A 15,802-nucleotide genomic window follows, 5' to 3' on the forward strand; every position below is an offset into this window, starting at 1 on the left:
GTAAGGATGTAGAGCCGCATGAACCCCATTGATGAGAAGCTGTCCGCAGCCGGAGAGCCGCTGAGACTGGCGCTGCAGGAGATCGGACGCAGCAGCGGGGAAGCTCAGGCCGCCTGGCTTGTCGGCGGCAGCACGGGACTGCTTCTGCAGGGTGTGCCGCTGGCCGCCCCGCCCCGTGATCTCGATCTGTATACCGACAGGGATACAGCATATAAGCTCCACAGCGCACTGCTGCGCTGGTCGGTGGACGAGCAGCAGGAGAGCGCTACGGACATCTACCGGTCCATTCTCAGCCATTACGTGATTTCAGGGGTGAGCGTGGAGCTCGTAGGGGCCTTCGAGGTGCGTGCCTCAGAGAGCGAGTACCGTGTGGAAGCCGCGTACCTGCAGCGCGCCTACTACGCCCTTCCCTTAAGGCTGGGAGACGGGCTGGAGACCGGCCTTATGCCCCTTGCGCATGAGCTGCTGTTCAATCTGCTGCGTCAAAGGCCTGACCGGTATGAGGCTATAGCCGAGGTGCTTCGTACCCGGAAGGACTCGCGGGAACTGGCTGCGCTGAAGAGCCTGATATCGCGCAACCGGTTCGGCGGCGAAGCGCTGGCTTACGCCCAATCTGTGTTGGAATCCATGTCTTCGGGTGAAAGGGAGGAGCCATGAGCACGAACGCGGTAGTGACGTTTCTTCCGGACGGCCGGACGGTCACGGTCAGACCGGGAACCACGCTGCTGGACGCTTCCCGGCGGGCACGCGTGAGTATCAGAACCCGCTGTGCCGGCAAAGCGGCATGCCTGATGTGCAAAGTCAGGGTAACGGAGGGAGCGGAGAGCGGTCTTGCCGAACCCGGCAAGAACGAGCGCCTGAAGCTCGGAGGCCAGGAGAAGGAAGGCTTCCGGCTCGCCTGCCAGGCCAAAGTGACTGGTCCCGTACAGGTTGAGGTGCCTGAGGACCCGCTGAAGGCGGCCATCCGCAAACAGCTCGAGAAGCAGCAGGAGGAGGACTGGTGATGAAGCATGTGCCGAAGCTCGTGCTGCTGGTTGTGCTCTGCGGACTGCTTGCCGGATGCTTGTATCCGAAGGAGATGCGCCGGCAGAACCAGGCCGCGAGCGGGGAATATATCCTTGTCGTCCAGAACGCAATAGACGCGTACAAGGCGAAGACCGGGGTGCTGCCGATTAAGAACAGTACGGAGAACACCCCGCATTATGAGAAATATCCGATTGATTTCAAGAAGCTCGAAGGCCGGTTCCTGAGCGAGGTGCCGTCCAATGCGTTCGAGAAAGGCGGCACGGCGACCTATGTGCTTGTGGACGTGGAGACGAAGCCGGCCGTCAAGATGATGGACATCCCGTCGTTCCAGCAGGTGCTGGATCTGCAGCGGGATGTGGACTCGTACAAGATCAAAAATGGCAGCCTCCCCTTCGGGGAAGCGGCTGCTCCCGGCTTTTACCACCTTGACTTCGGCAAGCTCGGACGGGCCAAGCTGGAAGTCCAGAGCGTGTATACCCGTTCCATGCAGCTTCCTCTTCTGCTTACCGAAGGGGGAGAGGTTGTGATCGATTATGCTTCGGAGATCATGCGGCTCATCGACAAGAAGGGCCTGGCGGGCGGCCTGAAGGCAGAGCAGGATCTGCGCGAGCTGCTCGTGCAGGAATCGTATTTTGTTCCCGCCCGATCCGTCGCATATCATTGGCAGGGCGGCAGTCCTGTTCCGTCCGGAACGCTTCATGAATATTGATCGTATTCTCTACAAGACTCTATCATCCCCCGGGATGGTAGAGTTTCTTTTTTGCCCAATCTAGAATAACCTCGGAATCCCGCACATATATTTGTTTGGGATGAGTCAAGGGTGTCTTGGACGAAGTAACGCAGCTGCCTTGGGCGGAGAGAAGATATTTGTGGCCGCCGGCATCATAAAACACGGTGTCATACATATATTTGTACTAGTCCAAAGCATGTACGAGTTTCGTCTTAAACAACCTGTAGGAGGGATTCTCATTGGAGAAAGTAGATATCTTTAAGGACATTGCAGAGCGTACTGGCGGGGATATTTACCTGGGGGTCGTTGGAGCGGTCCGTACGGGAAAATCGACATTCATCAAGCGCTTTATGGAATCGGTGGTGCTGCCGAACATTCAGAATGAATCCGACCGGGTCCGGGCCACCGACGAGCTTCCGCAGAGCGCGGCCGGACGGACGATTATGACGACGGAGCCAAAATTCGTACCGAACACGGCAGTGCAGCTGCACGTGGCTGAAGGACTGAACGTCAATGTCAGACTGGTGGACTGCGTAGGCTATGTGGTGGAGGGGGCCAAAGGCTACGAGGACGAAAGCGGTCCGAGAATGATCAACACGCCCTGGTTCGACGAGGCCATCCCCTTCCAGGAAGCGGCGGAGATCGGCACGCGCAAGGTGATCCAGGAGCACGCAACCCTGGGCGTAGTTATTACCACGGACGGCTCGATCGCCGAGATTCCACGCTCTTCCTATGTGGACGCGGAAGACCGCATCATCGGCGAGCTGAAGGAAGTAGGCAAGCCGTTCATCGTCATCGTGAACTCGACGAAGCCTCAGAGCGATGCCGTCCAGGAGCTCCGCAGCGAGCTGCAGGAGAAGCATGACGTGCCGGTTGTGGCGATGAGCGTGGCTAGCATGAACGAGGACGACATGACCTCGGTGCTGCGGGAAGTGCTCTACGAGTTCCCCGTACATGAAGTCAACGTTAATCTCCCGAGCTGGGTCATGGTACTCGAAGAGAACCACTGGCTGCGCTCGTCATTCGAGAATTCCGTGCGCGAGACAGTGCAGGACATCCGCAGGCTGCGCGACGTAGACCGGGTGGTCGGCTCCTTCGAGCAGTATGAATTCATCGATAAGGCCGCTCTGGCCGGCATGAACATGGGGCAGGGCGTAGCGGAGATCGATCTATATGCCCCCGACGAGCTGTATGACCGCATCCTGATGGAAGTCGTCGGCGTTGAGATCCGGGGCAAAGATCACCTGCTGCAGCTTATGCAGGAGTTCACGCATGCGAAGCGGGAGTACGACCACTTCGCGGAGGCGCTCGAGATGGTGAAGACGACCGGCTATGGCATCGCGCCGCCTACACTGGCGGAGATGGCCCTCGATGAGCCGGAGCTGATCCGCCAGGGCTCACGCTTCGGCGTGCGGCTGAAGGCGACGGCACCTTCCATTCACATGATCCGCGTCGACGTCGAGTCGGAGTTCTCGCCGATCATCGGTACGGAGAAGCAGAGCGAGGAGCTCGTACGCTACCTCATGCAGGACTTCGAGGACAATCCGCTGAAGATCTGGGAATCCGATATCTTCGGCCGTTCCCTGCACTCCATCGTGCGGGAAGGCATCCAGGGCAAGCTGGCCATGATGCCGGATAATGCCCGCTACAAGCTGCAGGAGACGCTGGGCCGGATCATCAATGAGGGCTCGGGCGGCCTGATCGCCATTATTCTATAGCATTTGGGCTTTCGACAAAAAGAGATAGAAACAAGCAATTTCTGCCATAAAGAGAGTCATTCCTGCAAAAATGCACTCCACCGGGTGCATTTTTTTGCGTTCCGACTTGAAAAAGCGTTAGTCCTGTATTACTATAATCTTGATTTGACTGGCGAAAACCCTGATTCCATGTATATTTTTCGGTGAAACAGCCAACAAAGGAAATAACAGGACATTCCTACTAGCAGGGGAGGTGAATTCCATGAATAAATCTGATTTGATCAACAAGGTATCCGAATCCACCGAACTCTCCAAGAAAGACGCTACCAAAGCGGTTGAGGCCGTATTCGAAGCGATCTCCGAAGCGCTGCAGAGCGGGGACAAGGTTCAGCTGGTCGGCTTCGGCAACTTTGAGGTTCGTGAGCGTTCCGCCCGCAAAGGCCGCAACCCGCAGACTGGCGAAGAGATCGAAATCCCTTCGAGCAAAATTCCGGCTTTCAAGCCTGGCAAGGCACTGAAGGACGGCATTCAGTAAGAGAAGCACTTCATCTACATAAGAGCTTCGGCTCCTAATAGATTGTACGCGCAGGACACTCGGCCCCCTGGGGGACCGGGTGTTTTTTCTTTGAATGCCGCACGGCTCTAGAGATCTGCATCACAGATGGTTATGGACCGGCCGGCTTCCCGGTGGAAAACATTAGGCGAAAAAATTAGCCTATCCTATTGCAGGGCCGTAAGACGCGTGCTATAATGAATTTCGCCGAGTGAAAGCGTACACCATACATAAGTTTTGACCTTGGTTAGCATTCCTTGTACGCCTGGCAAGGCACGATTCGGGGTATGGCGCAGTCTGGTAGCGCGCACCCTTGGGGTGGGTGAGGCCGTGGGTTCGAATCCCGCTACTCCGACCATGAGAGAGACACCGTCAATGCCGGTGTCTCTTTTTTTTGTACGCCCAGCATGGGCGCCATCTCTAGGGTGAGAGTCCCGAACGGGGGCTGGCGAGCGCCTACCGTTAGCCAAGGGCAAGGGTGTCGGCCGTGAGGCGGAATCTGAAGGAAGCCGGAGGCAAATGCACGGGCCAAGGTACACGAACCTAATTTGAGGCAGTGTCAGTCGGATGAGTCTCCAAGACAAGACGAAATCCAAAGCCGCCAAGGGCTGATGCTGTAAACTTAGGTGGTCGCGGGCAGACAGATGGCGTTCTTATCTGGGGAGGCCTGCGGATACGCGAAGTGACTTCGTAACCGCGGCTGAGAAGCCGCGCTGAATCCGCAGGAGTCAGCAGAGGCCATAGTACGCGAGTACGGGACGCCGGAAAGCGGAAGGGCTGAACCGAAAGGAGAGAGGAAACCGGTGCGTTCGCGTGAAGAGCAGAGACAGCAGAATATTCCGCAAGGGAGCTCGCGGCAGAGAGAAGCGGTGAAGCCGCCAGGGTATGCCGGAGCGCCGAGTTCTTCGCCGGCACAAGCCGACCTTTTCTCTCGCAAAGGCCAGAGCAGGCTGCTGGAGAAGATGCTCGAAGGGCACAACCTTCGGCTCGCCTACAAGCGAGTGGTACAGAACGGAGGAGCGCCCGGAGTGGATGGTGTAACGGTAGCCGAGCTACAAGCTTACCTGAAAACCCACTGGGAACAGGTGAAAGCCAACCTCCTGACGGGAAGCTACAGACCCGCGCCAGTCAAACGGGTGGAAATCCCCAAACCCGGAGGCGGTGTACGGCTGCTTGGCATCCCGACCGTAATGGACCGTTTTCTCCAGCAGGCGCTTCTGCAAGTGATGAATCCGATTTTTGATGCACATTTCTCGGGGTACAGCTACGGTTTCCGCCCGGGAAGACGGGCGCATGACGCCGTAAAGCAGGCACAAAGCTATATCCAAAGCGGCCTCAGATGGGTCGTGGATATGGATCTGGAGAAATTCTTTGACCGGGTGAACCATGACATGCTCATGGCTAGAGTAGCACGGAAGGTGGAGGACAAGCGTGTCCTGAAGCTCATCCGCTCCTATTTGAACGCCGGAGTCATGTCGCATGGAGCGTTGGAGCGCACACCGGAAGGCACGCCGCAGGGCGGTCCGCTCAGTCCGCTTCTGGCGAACATCCTGCTGGACGATCTGGACAAGGAACTGACAAGACGGGGACTGCGGTTTGTCCGCTATGCGGACGACTGCAACATCTTTGTCTCCAGCAAGCGAGCAGGGGAGCGCGTGATGGAATCGGTGATTCGCTTTGTGGAAGGAAAGCTGAAACTGAAAGTGAACCGGGATAAAAGTGCAGTGGACCGGCCATGGAACCGCAAATTCCTAGGCTTTAGTTTCCTGTCGAACAAACAGGCGACGATTCGGCTGGCTCCTAAGACAATTTCGCGATTCAAAGAGAAAGTCCGGGAACTGACGAACCGAACCAAGCCTGTACCGATGGAGGAACGCATCCGGCGCCTGAACCAGTACATGCTGGGCTGGCTAGGTTATTTTCGCCTAGCCTCGGCGAAGACGCACTGCCAAGCCTTTGACAAGTGGATTCGGAGAAGACTCCGCATGTGTCTATGGAAACAGTGGAAACGGGTGAAGACACGCATTCGCGAACTACGTGCGCTCGGCGTTCCGAACTGGGCTGCCTATATGTTGGCAAACTCCCGTCGAGGTCCGTGGGAAATGTCCCGTAGCACAAACAATGCCCTCCCGACTTCCTACTGGGAAGCGAAAGGGCTTAAAAGTTTGCTTTCTCGTTACTCGGAACTTTGTTAACCTTTTGGAACCGCCGTATGCGGACCCGCATGTACGGTGGTGTGAGAGGACGGAGGCTAGCCGCCTCCTCCTACTCGATTGCGCCTGCCGCCGGGCGCGTTCTCTCCTGCCGTCCGGTTGACACGGCATGGTTTTTTTTGCATGATGGAGAGGCATTGGATACGAGAACGGAGGAACTCAACCTATGGAGTCGAATCAGAATGATTACATCGTCATCAAAGCCAAGGAGAACGGAGTCCAGGTGATCGGTCTGACCCGCGGGCAGGATACGCGGTTTCACCATACGGAGAAGCTGGACAAAGGCGAAGTGATGATCTGCCAGTTCACGGAGCACACATCAGCCATCAAGATCCGCGGCAAGGCAACGGTCATGACGAAGGTCGGCAGCGTGGATACGCAGGAATAATTTTTCGGAAGAGCGCAGGCATAGCCTGCTTTTTTTCGTTGTACAATGATAAGGACAGGGTCATCTCGAGAGCGCAGCTGCGAAATTGCCCAAACCGGTCAAGGAAGGAAGCGTGCCTGCAGTGAAATGGGCTCCCCGTGTCTTTATCATGACGGCCGTCTCGGTGGCCGTAGCCATACTGCTGTCCTACGTATCGAAGCTGGACGAATCGGCACTGGTCTTCCGCCAGGCGAGGCCGGTGACGGAAGCGACCATCGTCGACGTCGTCTCAGGGATGAAGCTGCATCTGCGGATCCGGCGCGTCGAGGTGAGCCATGCCATCGTCTCGATCGACCTGCTGGCCTCTAAATCGACGGCCAAGGCGGACATGCTCGAAGACCTGTACGAAATTCCGAGGGTGCTGTTCGGGGCATCGACCAACATCAATCAAGTGCTCGTCCGTGTGCTGGACGGTTCGCAGGATAAGGAAGGAACACCGGGTCCGCTCATCGCGACGGACGCCCGGAGGGAGAAGTGGCTGCCGAACGAACCCAAGCTCCGCCCGATGAGCACCGAGGAGATTCAGACGTATCTTGAAACGCATTACCGGACCACGTATACCCCCAAATGGCAGCAGCGCGACAGGCAGAAAAGCTGAGGGTAAAACAATGCGAAACGAATCCTGTTGTGCTATAATAGTTTGGATTGGAGAACAGAGATTTGTGTAACGGTTCGGAGGCTTACATATGACCACTTATCGGATTCCGGAGATCGCCCAAAAATACTTGGATTACGACATGATCCAGAAGCATACGGACCTGCCGCTGTTCCCCGACTATCGAACCCGGCTGCTGTATGCTTTTCTCAATAGACACAGTGTTCTCGCCGGGTACAGCGAGCTGTATTCCCTGGTTACCTCGCTGGTGCAGGTCGGACTGGATACGCACGATCAGGTGAGCGTGAACAGCGATATCAAGGAGCAGAAGGCCGCGCGGTCACGCCAGCTGAAGGTGCTCGCAGGGGACTATTTCTCTTCGCGCTTCTACCATCTGCTGTCCCTGGCCGGACGCATTGACCTGATCGGTGTCTTGTCCGAGGCGATCTGTGAAGCGAACCGGCTCAAAATGAATCTGTATCTCGCCATGAAGGGCGCGGAGCTGACGGCGGAAGAGTATCTCCGGCAGACCGTCGAGGTAAAATCGGAGCTCTACCTTTCATTCAGCGGACTTCTCGAGAATGGGGCGGGCGGCGTATGGCCGCGGCTGCTGAAGCTGTTCACCCGGTGTGAGGTGCTTCTTCAAGAGATTGTCCGCTCCGAGTCGTCCCAGCAGTACCGGGATAGCTGGGGCTTTTGGCATGTGCAGCAGTTCGGTACGCGGGATGAGCAGAAGCTGCTCCGCCAGGAAGAGTCCGATCCCGCCAAGCTGCGGGCGCTCTGGCTCAAGTACAAGGTAGCATCCCAGCTCTACGGGCAGCTCGAATCCTGTATGTCGGAGCTGCAGACGGCCATCCAGGGGCTGGAGTCCGAGCCGCTCAGGCAGGAATTGAAGTCGATCGGCGAGCCGATCCGGCGCTATTTGTCCGCACCGCGGGCCACGCAGGAAGTGTAGGGGGACAGAACGAAATGCAGAGCACGTCAGGAAACCAACCCAAAGGGAAATCCAAAGAACAATTCGTTCATTCGGTCTTCGAGAGCATAGCCCCGAAATACGATCTCATGAACGACATTCTGAGCTTCCGCAGGCATAAGGCCTGGAGGAGCTTCACGATGAAAAAAATGAATGTCCGTCCCGGCAGTACCGCGATTGACATTTGCTGCGGCACATGCGACTGGACGATCTCCCTGGCGGAGGCATCCGGGTCCGGACCGATGGTCGGGCTGGATTTCTCGCAGAACATGCTCGATGTGGGGGCGGACAAGATCGAACGCCTGGGCCTCGACAAGCAGATCCGTCTCGTACGCGGCAACGCGATGGAGCTTCCGTTCGAAGACAACACCTTCGATTATGCGACGATCGGTTTTGCTCTGCGGAACGTGCCGGACCTGGTCAAGGTGATCGAGGAAATGCAGCGCGTTGTGAAGCCGGGCGGCCTGGTGGTTTCGCTGGAGCTGTCCAAGCCGACCTGGCAGCCTTTCAAAGGGATTTATTATTTTTATTTTCAGCGGGTGCTGCCGATGATCGGCAAGCTGGTGGCCAAGAGCTATGAGCAGTACAAGTGGCTGCCGGAATCGCTGGTTCATTTTCCGGACCATAAGCAGCTGGCGGAGATCTTCCGCAGGACGGGGCTCGGCGAAGTGGAAGCTTATCCGCTGACCGGCGGCATCGCTGCCCTGCATATCGGCCGCAAGCCGGCAGTGACCCCTGCATTCAAGGGAGACTGAAGCGCTATGTGGAGAAAGACCAAGATATTCATGGAAATGATCAAGATCGAGCATACCTTGTTCGCACTGCCGTTTGCCTTTATGGGCGCGCTGCTGGGATCGGTAGTGGTGTTCGGTCATCTGCCTTCCTGGGCTACGATCGGTTGGATTCTGCTGGCCTTGGTAGGAGCGCGCAGCGCAGCAATGGGCCTCAACCGGGTGGTGGACAAGGTGTTCGATGCCAAGAACCCCCGTACGGCGATGCGTGCGATTCCGGCCGGTTTGATCTCATCCAAAGAAGCACTCATCTTTATCGTTATATCGTTTCTGCTGTTATTCTACGCCGCGTTTCATTTGAGTCCGATTGCGGTCAAACTGCTTCCTGTCGCCGTGTTTTTTCTGGTATTCTATTCCTATACCAAACGTTTCACCTGGGCGTGCCACCTCGTGCTCGGCATGACCGTTGCCCTGGCGCCGCTCGGCGGCTGGGTGGCCGTTACGGGCGAATTCTCGCTTCCTGCTCTTGTGTTTTATGTCGCGATCGTCTTCTGGCTGGCCGGCTTCGATGTCATTTATGCTTGCCAGGACGTGGAATTTGACCGTAAGGAAGGCCTCCATTCCATTCCGAGCCGCTTTGGGGTTCCGAAGGCGCTGAAAATGGCGCGCTGGTTTCACATCGTTACAGCGGTGGGCCTGATCTCCCTGTACTTTCTGACGGAGCTGACGTGGGTATATCTGCTCGGGATCATCGTCTCTTATGCTTTGCTGATGTATGAGCATTTCATTGTTAAGCCGGACGATCTCAGCCGGGTCAATACCGCCTTCTTCACCATGAACAGTACGTTGAGCATTGCGGTCTTTGCATTCACCCTGATCGACCTGGTGGTGCATACGGGATGAGCAAGCCTTGGGTGGTCGGCATGACGGGGGCGAGCGGCGCCGCTTACGGCGTCAGGCTCTGCCGCTTCCTGCTGGAAGCAGGGAAGGACGTTCATCTGGTGATCACCGATGCGGGCTGGCGCGTTCTGAAGGAGGAGCTCGGCTGGGACGCCGGACGCCGCAAGGAGATGCTGGAGGAGCAGTTCTCCCTCGGACGGGTGCCTGGCCGGCTGGAATATGTGTCCAATCAGGATATCGGCGCGAAGACAGCCAGCGGATCGTTCCGGACCCAAGGCATGGTGGTTGTCCCCTGTTCGATGGGTACACTCTCAGGGATTGCCCACGGTGCCTCTGATAACCTTCTCGAGCGGACAGCAGACGTCATGCTGAAGGAAGGCCGCAAGCTGATTCTCGTGCCGCGCGAGACGCCGCTTCATGCGATCCATCTTGAGAATATGCTCAAGCTGGCAAGGCTCGGCGTACGGATCATTCCGGCGATGCCCGCATTCTATCAAGGGCCCCAGACCATCGACGACCTGATCGATTTTATGGTGGGTAAAATTTTGGATTGCATGGAAATCGATCATGAGCTCTACCGAAGATGGGGGACGCCTCAATGAGCGGAACGGCCGGCTCTATACTTCCGGCGGCTTTCGGATCGAACGATAAAACACAGTACGGGTGACGGAATGAAACTGCTCGAATTATATGCAAAAATGAAAAAGGATATCAGCTTCATAGAGAAGGAGCTGGAGCGCAGCATTGATGTGGATCATCCGATGCTGCGCGAAGCTTCCCTGCACCTTCTCAAAGCGGGCGGAAAGCGGATACGTCCGGTCTTCGTCCTGCTGGGCGCCAAGTTCGGGACGTATGATCTTGCGAAGATCAAGCACGTGGCCGTCCCGCTGGAGCTGATCCATATGGCGTCGCTCGTTCACGACGATGTGATCGATGATGCTAACACCCGGCGCGGCCAGCTTACGGTCCGCTCCAAATGGGACAACCGGATTGCGATGTATACGGGAGATTATATATTTGCGAAGGCCCTCAGCATCGTGACCCGGCTGCCGGACCCGGCGATTCATCAGGTCATGTCCAAGGCCTTGGTCGAGATGAGCATCGGGGAGATGGAGCAGATCCGGTTCTTCTTCCATGCCGAGCAGGGCGTAAGGGATTACCTCCTGCGCATCAAGCGCAAGACGGCCCTGCTGCTCGCCGTCTCCTGTCAGCTGGGAGCCATGGCTGCGGGTGCCCCCGAGCGGGTTGCCACCAGGCTGTATAATTTCGGCTACTATGCCGGCATGGCGTTCCAGATCCGTGACGATCTGCTCGATATCTGCGGCACGGAGAAGGAGATCGGCAAGCCGCCAGGCAGCGACATCAAGCAGGGGAACATCACGATCCCCGTCATCTTTGCCCTTAGGAATCCGGAGCTCCGTCCGTACCTGCTTAAGGAGCTCGCACGCATTGAAGCCTGCGACGGACAAACCGATGTCCGTGGTTTTCTGGATATCATCCGCGGCAGTAACGGCATCGCCGAGGCCGAGCGGATGGCTTCGACCTACATAGACAAGGCAATCCGTGTACTGGAAGGACTGCCCGACATCCAAGCGAAGAAGGATTTGGTGAGCTTTGCTCATTTCGTGGGGAATCGCTCTTATTGAGGAGAGAGAGTTCAAAATGGCGTGCCTCTATCGCAGGACGCCCTAACGGGACAAGCTGCTGCTCCACCGCTGTTGAACTCCCGTTTCTTCAATTATAAGTTTGGGGAAATGGAGAAACGGGAGTTCAAAGGCGGACGCTTCGCTCTCCGCATCACCTTGTCCCTACCGGGCTGGGCGCAGGAGATACGTCTTTTCGAAAAAACTCTCCCAATAAGTGGATTATATAGTAGTGTTGAGAGGAGATCATAATATGGAAAAGACATTTTTAATGGTGAAGCCGGATGGCGTACAGCGGGGGCTTGTGGCGGAAATTATGGGCCGATTCGAGCGGAGGGGATTCCAGCTCGTAGCGGCGAAGCTGCTTCAGGTCACACAGGAACAGGCGGAGCGCCACTACGAAGAGCACCATGGGAAGCCTTTTTATGATAACCTCATCAAGTTCATCACGTCGGGGCCGGTCTTCGCCATGGTATGGGAAGGGGACGACATCATTACGCTGTCCCGCACCATGATCGGCAAGACGAATGCGACAGAAGCGCAGCCGGGCACGATCCGGGGGGACTTGGCCGCTTCGACGAGACTCAACCTGATTCATGGATCGGATTCGCCCGAGAGCGCCGAACGGGAAATCGCCAATTACTTTTCGCCGGATGAACTGGTCGTTTATACCAAAACCATACAAAACTGGATTTACACGGGGTGACGTGACGGGATGGATGACGACAAGGATTTCCTAGCCTTTGTCAAAAAAGTGAAGGATTACACGAGTATTGATCTGGCGCAGTACAAGGAAGCCCAGATGCGCCGGCGCCTGGCCACGCTTCGGATGAAGAAAGGGTATCCCACCTTCGTGGCTTTCTTCGATGCAATGACGAAGGACAAGGAGCTCTTCTATGAGTTCCTCGACCGCATGACGATCAACGTATCCGAATTCTGGCGCAACCCGAACCGCTGGGAGGTGCTCGAGCAGAAGTTCCTGCCCGAGATGATTCATAAATCCCGGAAGCTGAAGTGCTGGAGTGCCGCCTGCTCTACGGGCGAGGAGCCTTATACGCTGGCGATGATTCTGGCGGAGCTCGGCGTGCTGCCGGAGTCGTCGGTGACAGCAACGGACATTGATGAAGGAGCCCTGGAAAAGGCGAGAAAAGCCGTCTACTCCGACCGTTCGATCCGCGATGTGCCTGCCAAATACCTTCAAAAGTATTACCGTCAGGAGAATCTGACTTACCATATTGTGGACCAGCTCAAGCGGGCGATCAAGTTTCAGAAGGGCAACCTGCTGACCGATACGTTCGATACGAACTATGATCTCATCATCTGCCGCAACGTCATGATTTATTTTACCGAAGAGGCCAAGCATGTGCTGTACCAGAAATTCGCCAATGCGCTCAAGCCCGGCGGCATTCTGTTCGTAGGCAGCACGGAGCAGATCTTCAGTCCGGGACAGTACGGGCTCGAATCGGCCGAAACGTTCTTTTACCGCAAAGCGGGCAAATAGCATGAATAATCCTTACCATGGAATCCCATACTAGGAGAAGAGCCAGAGATTCGCCGGAAAGGCGTCAGACCTGCCGGTGACCCCAGGAGGATTCCCATGGACAAACGCAAGGTCATCACCGCATACCGCAGAGGGTTTATTACCATGCAGGAATGCGCCCAAATTCTCGGTATCGATTCGCCGAAGATTCTGGGCATGATGAACGAGACCGAGGCCAAGGACAAACGTGCGCTCAAACAACAACCGGTCAGCGGCTGAACCGCTCCGGATGGTCCCCATACGCTGTCAGGGCTAACCCCTTGGCAGCGTATTTTTATGCCGGGAGCTTGGGAAGCATACCCAGCTTTGTTCTATTTTAAACAAGGCGATTCTTGCATTTTCTTGTCAAAGCGTGGGTCGTATACTATAATGAGCACATGAGTACATAAAAGCGCTAAAGCGTTCGGGACAGGCGCGAAGCTTTCAGCTGCTGTGCAGGACGAAAGGGGAAAACACAATAGCATGAGATACTTAACAGCAGGTGAAACGCACGGCCCTCAACTGACGGCCATTATCGAAGGATTTCCGAGCAATCTTACTATTGATTTCGAAGCGGTTAACTTTCAGCTGGCCCGCCGCCAGAAGGGATACGGCCGCGGCCGCAGAATGCAGATCGAGAAGGATACGGCGAACATCGTAGGCGGCGTGCGCCACGGCAAGACGACCGGTGCACCGATCGCCCTGGTTGTAGAGAACAACGACTGGAAGCACTGGACGTCGGTGATGAACATCGAGCCGATCGAAGGCAGTGATGAGAGCAAGCGCCGCGTGAATCGTCCTCGTCCTGGACATGCCGATCTGAACGGTGGACTGAAGTACAATCAGCGCGATCTGCGCAACATCCTGGAGCGTTCGAGCGCAAGGGAGACGACGCTGCGCGTAGCGGTTGGCGGCATGGCCCGCGAACTGCTGAAGGAGTTAGGCATTAAGGTAGCCGGGCAGGTGATCCGCATCGGCGAGGTGGAAGTGCAGCGGCAGGAACTGCCGATCGACGAGCTCATCGCCATCACGGAAGAATCTCCGGTCCGTGTAACGGACAAGGATGCCGAAGCACGCATGATCGCGGCAATCGACGCGGCGAAGGATGACGGCGACACGCTTGGCGGCATCGTCGAATGTATTATTGAAGGCGTACCTACGGGTCTCGGTTCGCACGTGCAGTGGGACCGCAAGCTGGACGGACGGATCGCGCAGGCGGTTCTGTCCATCCAAGCGTTCAAAGGCGTGGAATTCGGAGTCGGCTTTGAAGCGGCCGAGCGCCGCGGCTCTTCCGTCCACGACGAGATCATGCACGACGAAGAGCGCGGTTTCTATCGCGCGACGAACCGGGCGGGCGGCTTCGAGGGTGGCATGACGACCGGCGAGCCGATCGTGGTACGCGGCGTCATGAAGCCGATCTCGACGCTGTACAAAGCGCTGCAGAGCGTGGATATCGACACGAAAGAAGCCTTCACCGCGCAGGTGGAGCGTTCCGATACGTGTGCGGTCCCTGCCGCCGGCGTTATTATGGAGAATGTTATTGCCTGGGAAGTGGCGCGCGCCTTCATGGAGAAGTTCGGCGGGGATTCGATCGAAGAGATCCGCCGCAACTACGAGAGCTACCTGGAGCAGGTCAAGGCGTACTAGCACGAGGGTGCGGCATATAACCTAACTTCGGGAAGCGGGGAGAGCGGCTATGATCAAGGAACTTACGGTGGATCTGGGAGAAAGGTCTTACCCGATCTACATCGGGGAAGGCTTGTTGGAGAATATCGCTTCGTATTTTGAGAAGCACGGCATCAGCAAAGGTTCTCCGCTTCTAATCGTAACGGACGGGCATGTGGGACCCCATTATCTGGATGGCATGCTGGAGCGTCTCGGGGCAGCCGGATATCAGGCGGCTTCCTATACGGTTGCGGCGGGGGAGAAGTCCAAATCGCTTGCGGTGCTCGAGGACGTGATTGGTGCTGCGCTGGAGGCCGGGCTGGACCGTAAATCAACGGTCGTAGCCCTTGGCGGCGGCGTCGTCGGTGACCTGGCGGGCTTCGTAGCGGCGTCCTACATGAGGGGCGTCCGGTTCGTCCAAATCCCGACGACGATTCTTGCCCATGACAGCTCCGTCGGAGGGAAGGTGGCTGTGAATCATCCGCTAGCGAAGAACATTATCGGCGCCTTCCACCAGCCGGAGATGGTCCTCTATGATACGTCGACCCTGCAGTCGCTGCCGGAGCGGGATGTACGCGGCGGGCTTTCGGAGATGATCAAGCACGGCCTGATCTGGGATGCCGACTTCGCCTACTGGTGTGAAGAGAACGCCGACCGTCTCGTCGGACTGGACCCGGAAGCGCTGCAGTACGGCCTATATAAGGGCTGCAGCGTTAAGGCCGCTGTCGTCTCCCAGGATGAGCGGGAGAATGATCTGCGGGCCATCCTGAACCTGGGCCATACGATCGGGCACGCGCTCGAAGCGGTGGCCGGTTACGGCGAGCTGACCCACGGGGAAGCCATCGCGATCGGCATGGTGGGCGCGGCACGCTTGTCCGTCAGGCTGGGATATCCCGAAGAGATCCACTCGATAACGAAGCGGATCTTCGAGAAGTTCGGGCTGCCCGTCCGGATTCCTGCGCATCTGGATACGGACGCGATTATGCGCGCGATGATGCATGACAAGAAGTTCGGCGAAGGCCGGATGGTGTATATCGTGCCGGTAGCCATTGGCAAAGTGGAAATCAACAAGCAGATGGATCCGAAGCTGGTAAGAGAGATCGTGGATGAGCTGAAACAGGGGGACTGAA

General features: G+C 56.9%; 18 protein-coding genes and 1 tRNA gene. All 19 read left to right on the forward strand.

Features of this window, described 5'->3' with window-relative positions; all coding sequences use genetic code 11:
* The first annotated feature begins 18 nt into the window (after positions 1-18).
* Positions 19-657 (forward strand): hypothetical protein, encoded by a 639-nt coding sequence (locus tag ACP26L_RS14710; protein WP_426453555.1) that lies wholly within the window; start codon positions 19-21, stop codon positions 655-657.
* Positions 654-1,004 carry a 2Fe-2S iron-sulfur cluster-binding protein gene (locus tag ACP26L_RS14715; RefSeq protein WP_426453557.1) on the forward strand — a complete coding sequence of 117 codons (351 nt, stop codon included), beginning with the start codon at positions 654-656 and terminating at the stop codon, positions 1,002-1,004. Before ACP26L_RS14710 ends, ACP26L_RS14715 begins: the two co-directional genes overlap by 4 nt.
* Positions 1,004-1,735 carry a hypothetical protein gene (locus ACP26L_RS14720; RefSeq protein WP_426453558.1) on the forward strand — a complete coding sequence of 244 codons (732 nt, stop codon included), beginning with the start codon at positions 1,004-1,006 and terminating at the stop codon, positions 1,733-1,735. The genes ACP26L_RS14715 and ACP26L_RS14720 overlap by 1 nt, the downstream gene beginning before the upstream one ends.
* 260 nt (positions 1,736-1,995) lie before the next feature.
* Positions 1,996-3,474: a stage IV sporulation protein A gene (gene spoIVA, locus ACP26L_RS14725; RefSeq protein WP_426453560.1), complete on the forward strand. Its 1,479-nt coding sequence runs from the start codon at positions 1,996-1,998 to the stop codon at positions 3,472-3,474.
* A 241-nt stretch (positions 3,475-3,715) separates the two neighbouring features.
* Positions 3,716-3,988: an HU family DNA-binding protein gene (locus ACP26L_RS14730; RefSeq protein WP_013916498.1), complete on the forward strand. Its 273-nt coding sequence runs from the start codon at positions 3,716-3,718 to the stop codon at positions 3,986-3,988.
* 299 nt (positions 3,989-4,287) lie between these two features.
* Positions 4,288-4,364: transfer RNA gene (locus tag ACP26L_RS14735), tRNA-Pro, on the forward strand.
* Between the two features lie 445 nt (positions 4,365-4,809).
* Positions 4,810-6,201, forward strand: a complete 1,392-nt coding sequence (gene ltrA, locus ACP26L_RS14740; protein WP_426445489.1) for a group II intron reverse transcriptase/maturase — start codon at positions 4,810-4,812, stop codon at positions 6,199-6,201.
* A 184-nt stretch (positions 6,202-6,385) separates the two neighbouring features.
* Entirely contained in the window at positions 6,386-6,607 is a 222-nt protein-coding gene (mtrB, locus tag ACP26L_RS14745) for a trp RNA-binding attenuation protein MtrB (RefSeq protein WP_426453562.1), read from the forward strand.
* A gap of 85 nt (positions 6,608-6,692) precedes the next feature.
* Positions 6,693-7,244, forward strand: a complete 552-nt coding sequence (locus tag ACP26L_RS14750; RefSeq protein WP_426453563.1) for a hypothetical protein — start codon at positions 6,693-6,695, stop codon at positions 7,242-7,244.
* 88 nt (positions 7,245-7,332) lie between these two features.
* A complete protein-coding gene (locus tag ACP26L_RS14755) occupies positions 7,333-8,196 on the forward strand; it encodes a heptaprenyl diphosphate synthase component 1 (protein ID WP_426453565.1) in 864 nt (287 codons plus the stop codon).
* A gap of 14 nt (positions 8,197-8,210) precedes the next feature.
* Positions 8,211-8,969, forward strand: a complete 759-nt coding sequence (locus ACP26L_RS14760; protein ID WP_426453566.1) for a demethylmenaquinone methyltransferase — start codon at positions 8,211-8,213, stop codon at positions 8,967-8,969.
* Positions 8,970-8,975: 6 nt separating this feature from the next.
* On the forward strand, positions 8,976-9,848 hold the full coding sequence (locus tag ACP26L_RS14765) for a UbiA-like polyprenyltransferase (RefSeq protein ID WP_426453568.1): 873 nt from the start codon (positions 8,976-8,978) through the stop codon (positions 9,846-9,848).
* Positions 9,845-10,447, forward strand: coding sequence for a UbiX family flavin prenyltransferase (locus ACP26L_RS14770; RefSeq protein ID WP_426453570.1), 603 nt, complete (start codon positions 9,845-9,847; stop codon positions 10,445-10,447). The genes ACP26L_RS14765 and ACP26L_RS14770 overlap by 4 nt, the downstream gene beginning before the upstream one ends.
* 69 nt (positions 10,448-10,516) lie before the next feature.
* Positions 10,517-11,491: a polyprenyl synthetase family protein gene (locus ACP26L_RS14775; protein ID WP_426453572.1), complete on the forward strand. Its 975-nt coding sequence runs from the start codon at positions 10,517-10,519 to the stop codon at positions 11,489-11,491.
* A 250-nt stretch (positions 11,492-11,741) separates the two neighbouring features.
* On the forward strand, positions 11,742-12,194 hold the full coding sequence (gene ndk / locus ACP26L_RS14780; RefSeq protein ID WP_426453574.1) for a nucleoside-diphosphate kinase: 453 nt from the start codon (positions 11,742-11,744) through the stop codon (positions 12,192-12,194).
* A gap of 9 nt (positions 12,195-12,203) precedes the next feature.
* Entirely contained in the window at positions 12,204-12,989 is a 786-nt protein-coding gene (locus tag ACP26L_RS14785) for a CheR family methyltransferase (RefSeq protein WP_426453575.1), read from the forward strand.
* A gap of 96 nt (positions 12,990-13,085) precedes the next feature.
* A complete protein-coding gene (locus tag ACP26L_RS14790) occupies positions 13,086-13,247 on the forward strand; it encodes a hypothetical protein (protein ID WP_426453577.1) in 162 nt (53 codons plus the stop codon).
* A gap of 243 nt (positions 13,248-13,490) precedes the next feature.
* Entirely contained in the window at positions 13,491-14,654 is a 1,164-nt protein-coding gene (gene aroC, locus ACP26L_RS14795; protein ID WP_426453578.1) for a chorismate synthase, read from the forward strand.
* 49 nt (positions 14,655-14,703) lie between these two features.
* Positions 14,704-15,801, forward strand: a complete 1,098-nt coding sequence (gene aroB / locus ACP26L_RS14800; protein WP_426453580.1) for a 3-dehydroquinate synthase — start codon at positions 14,704-14,706, stop codon at positions 15,799-15,801.
* Position 15,802 lies beyond the last annotated feature (1 nt).

Source organism: Paenibacillus sp. S-38 (assembly GCF_049942825.1).
Classification (GTDB): Bacteria; Bacillota; Bacilli; order Paenibacillales; family NBRC-103111; genus Paenibacillus_G.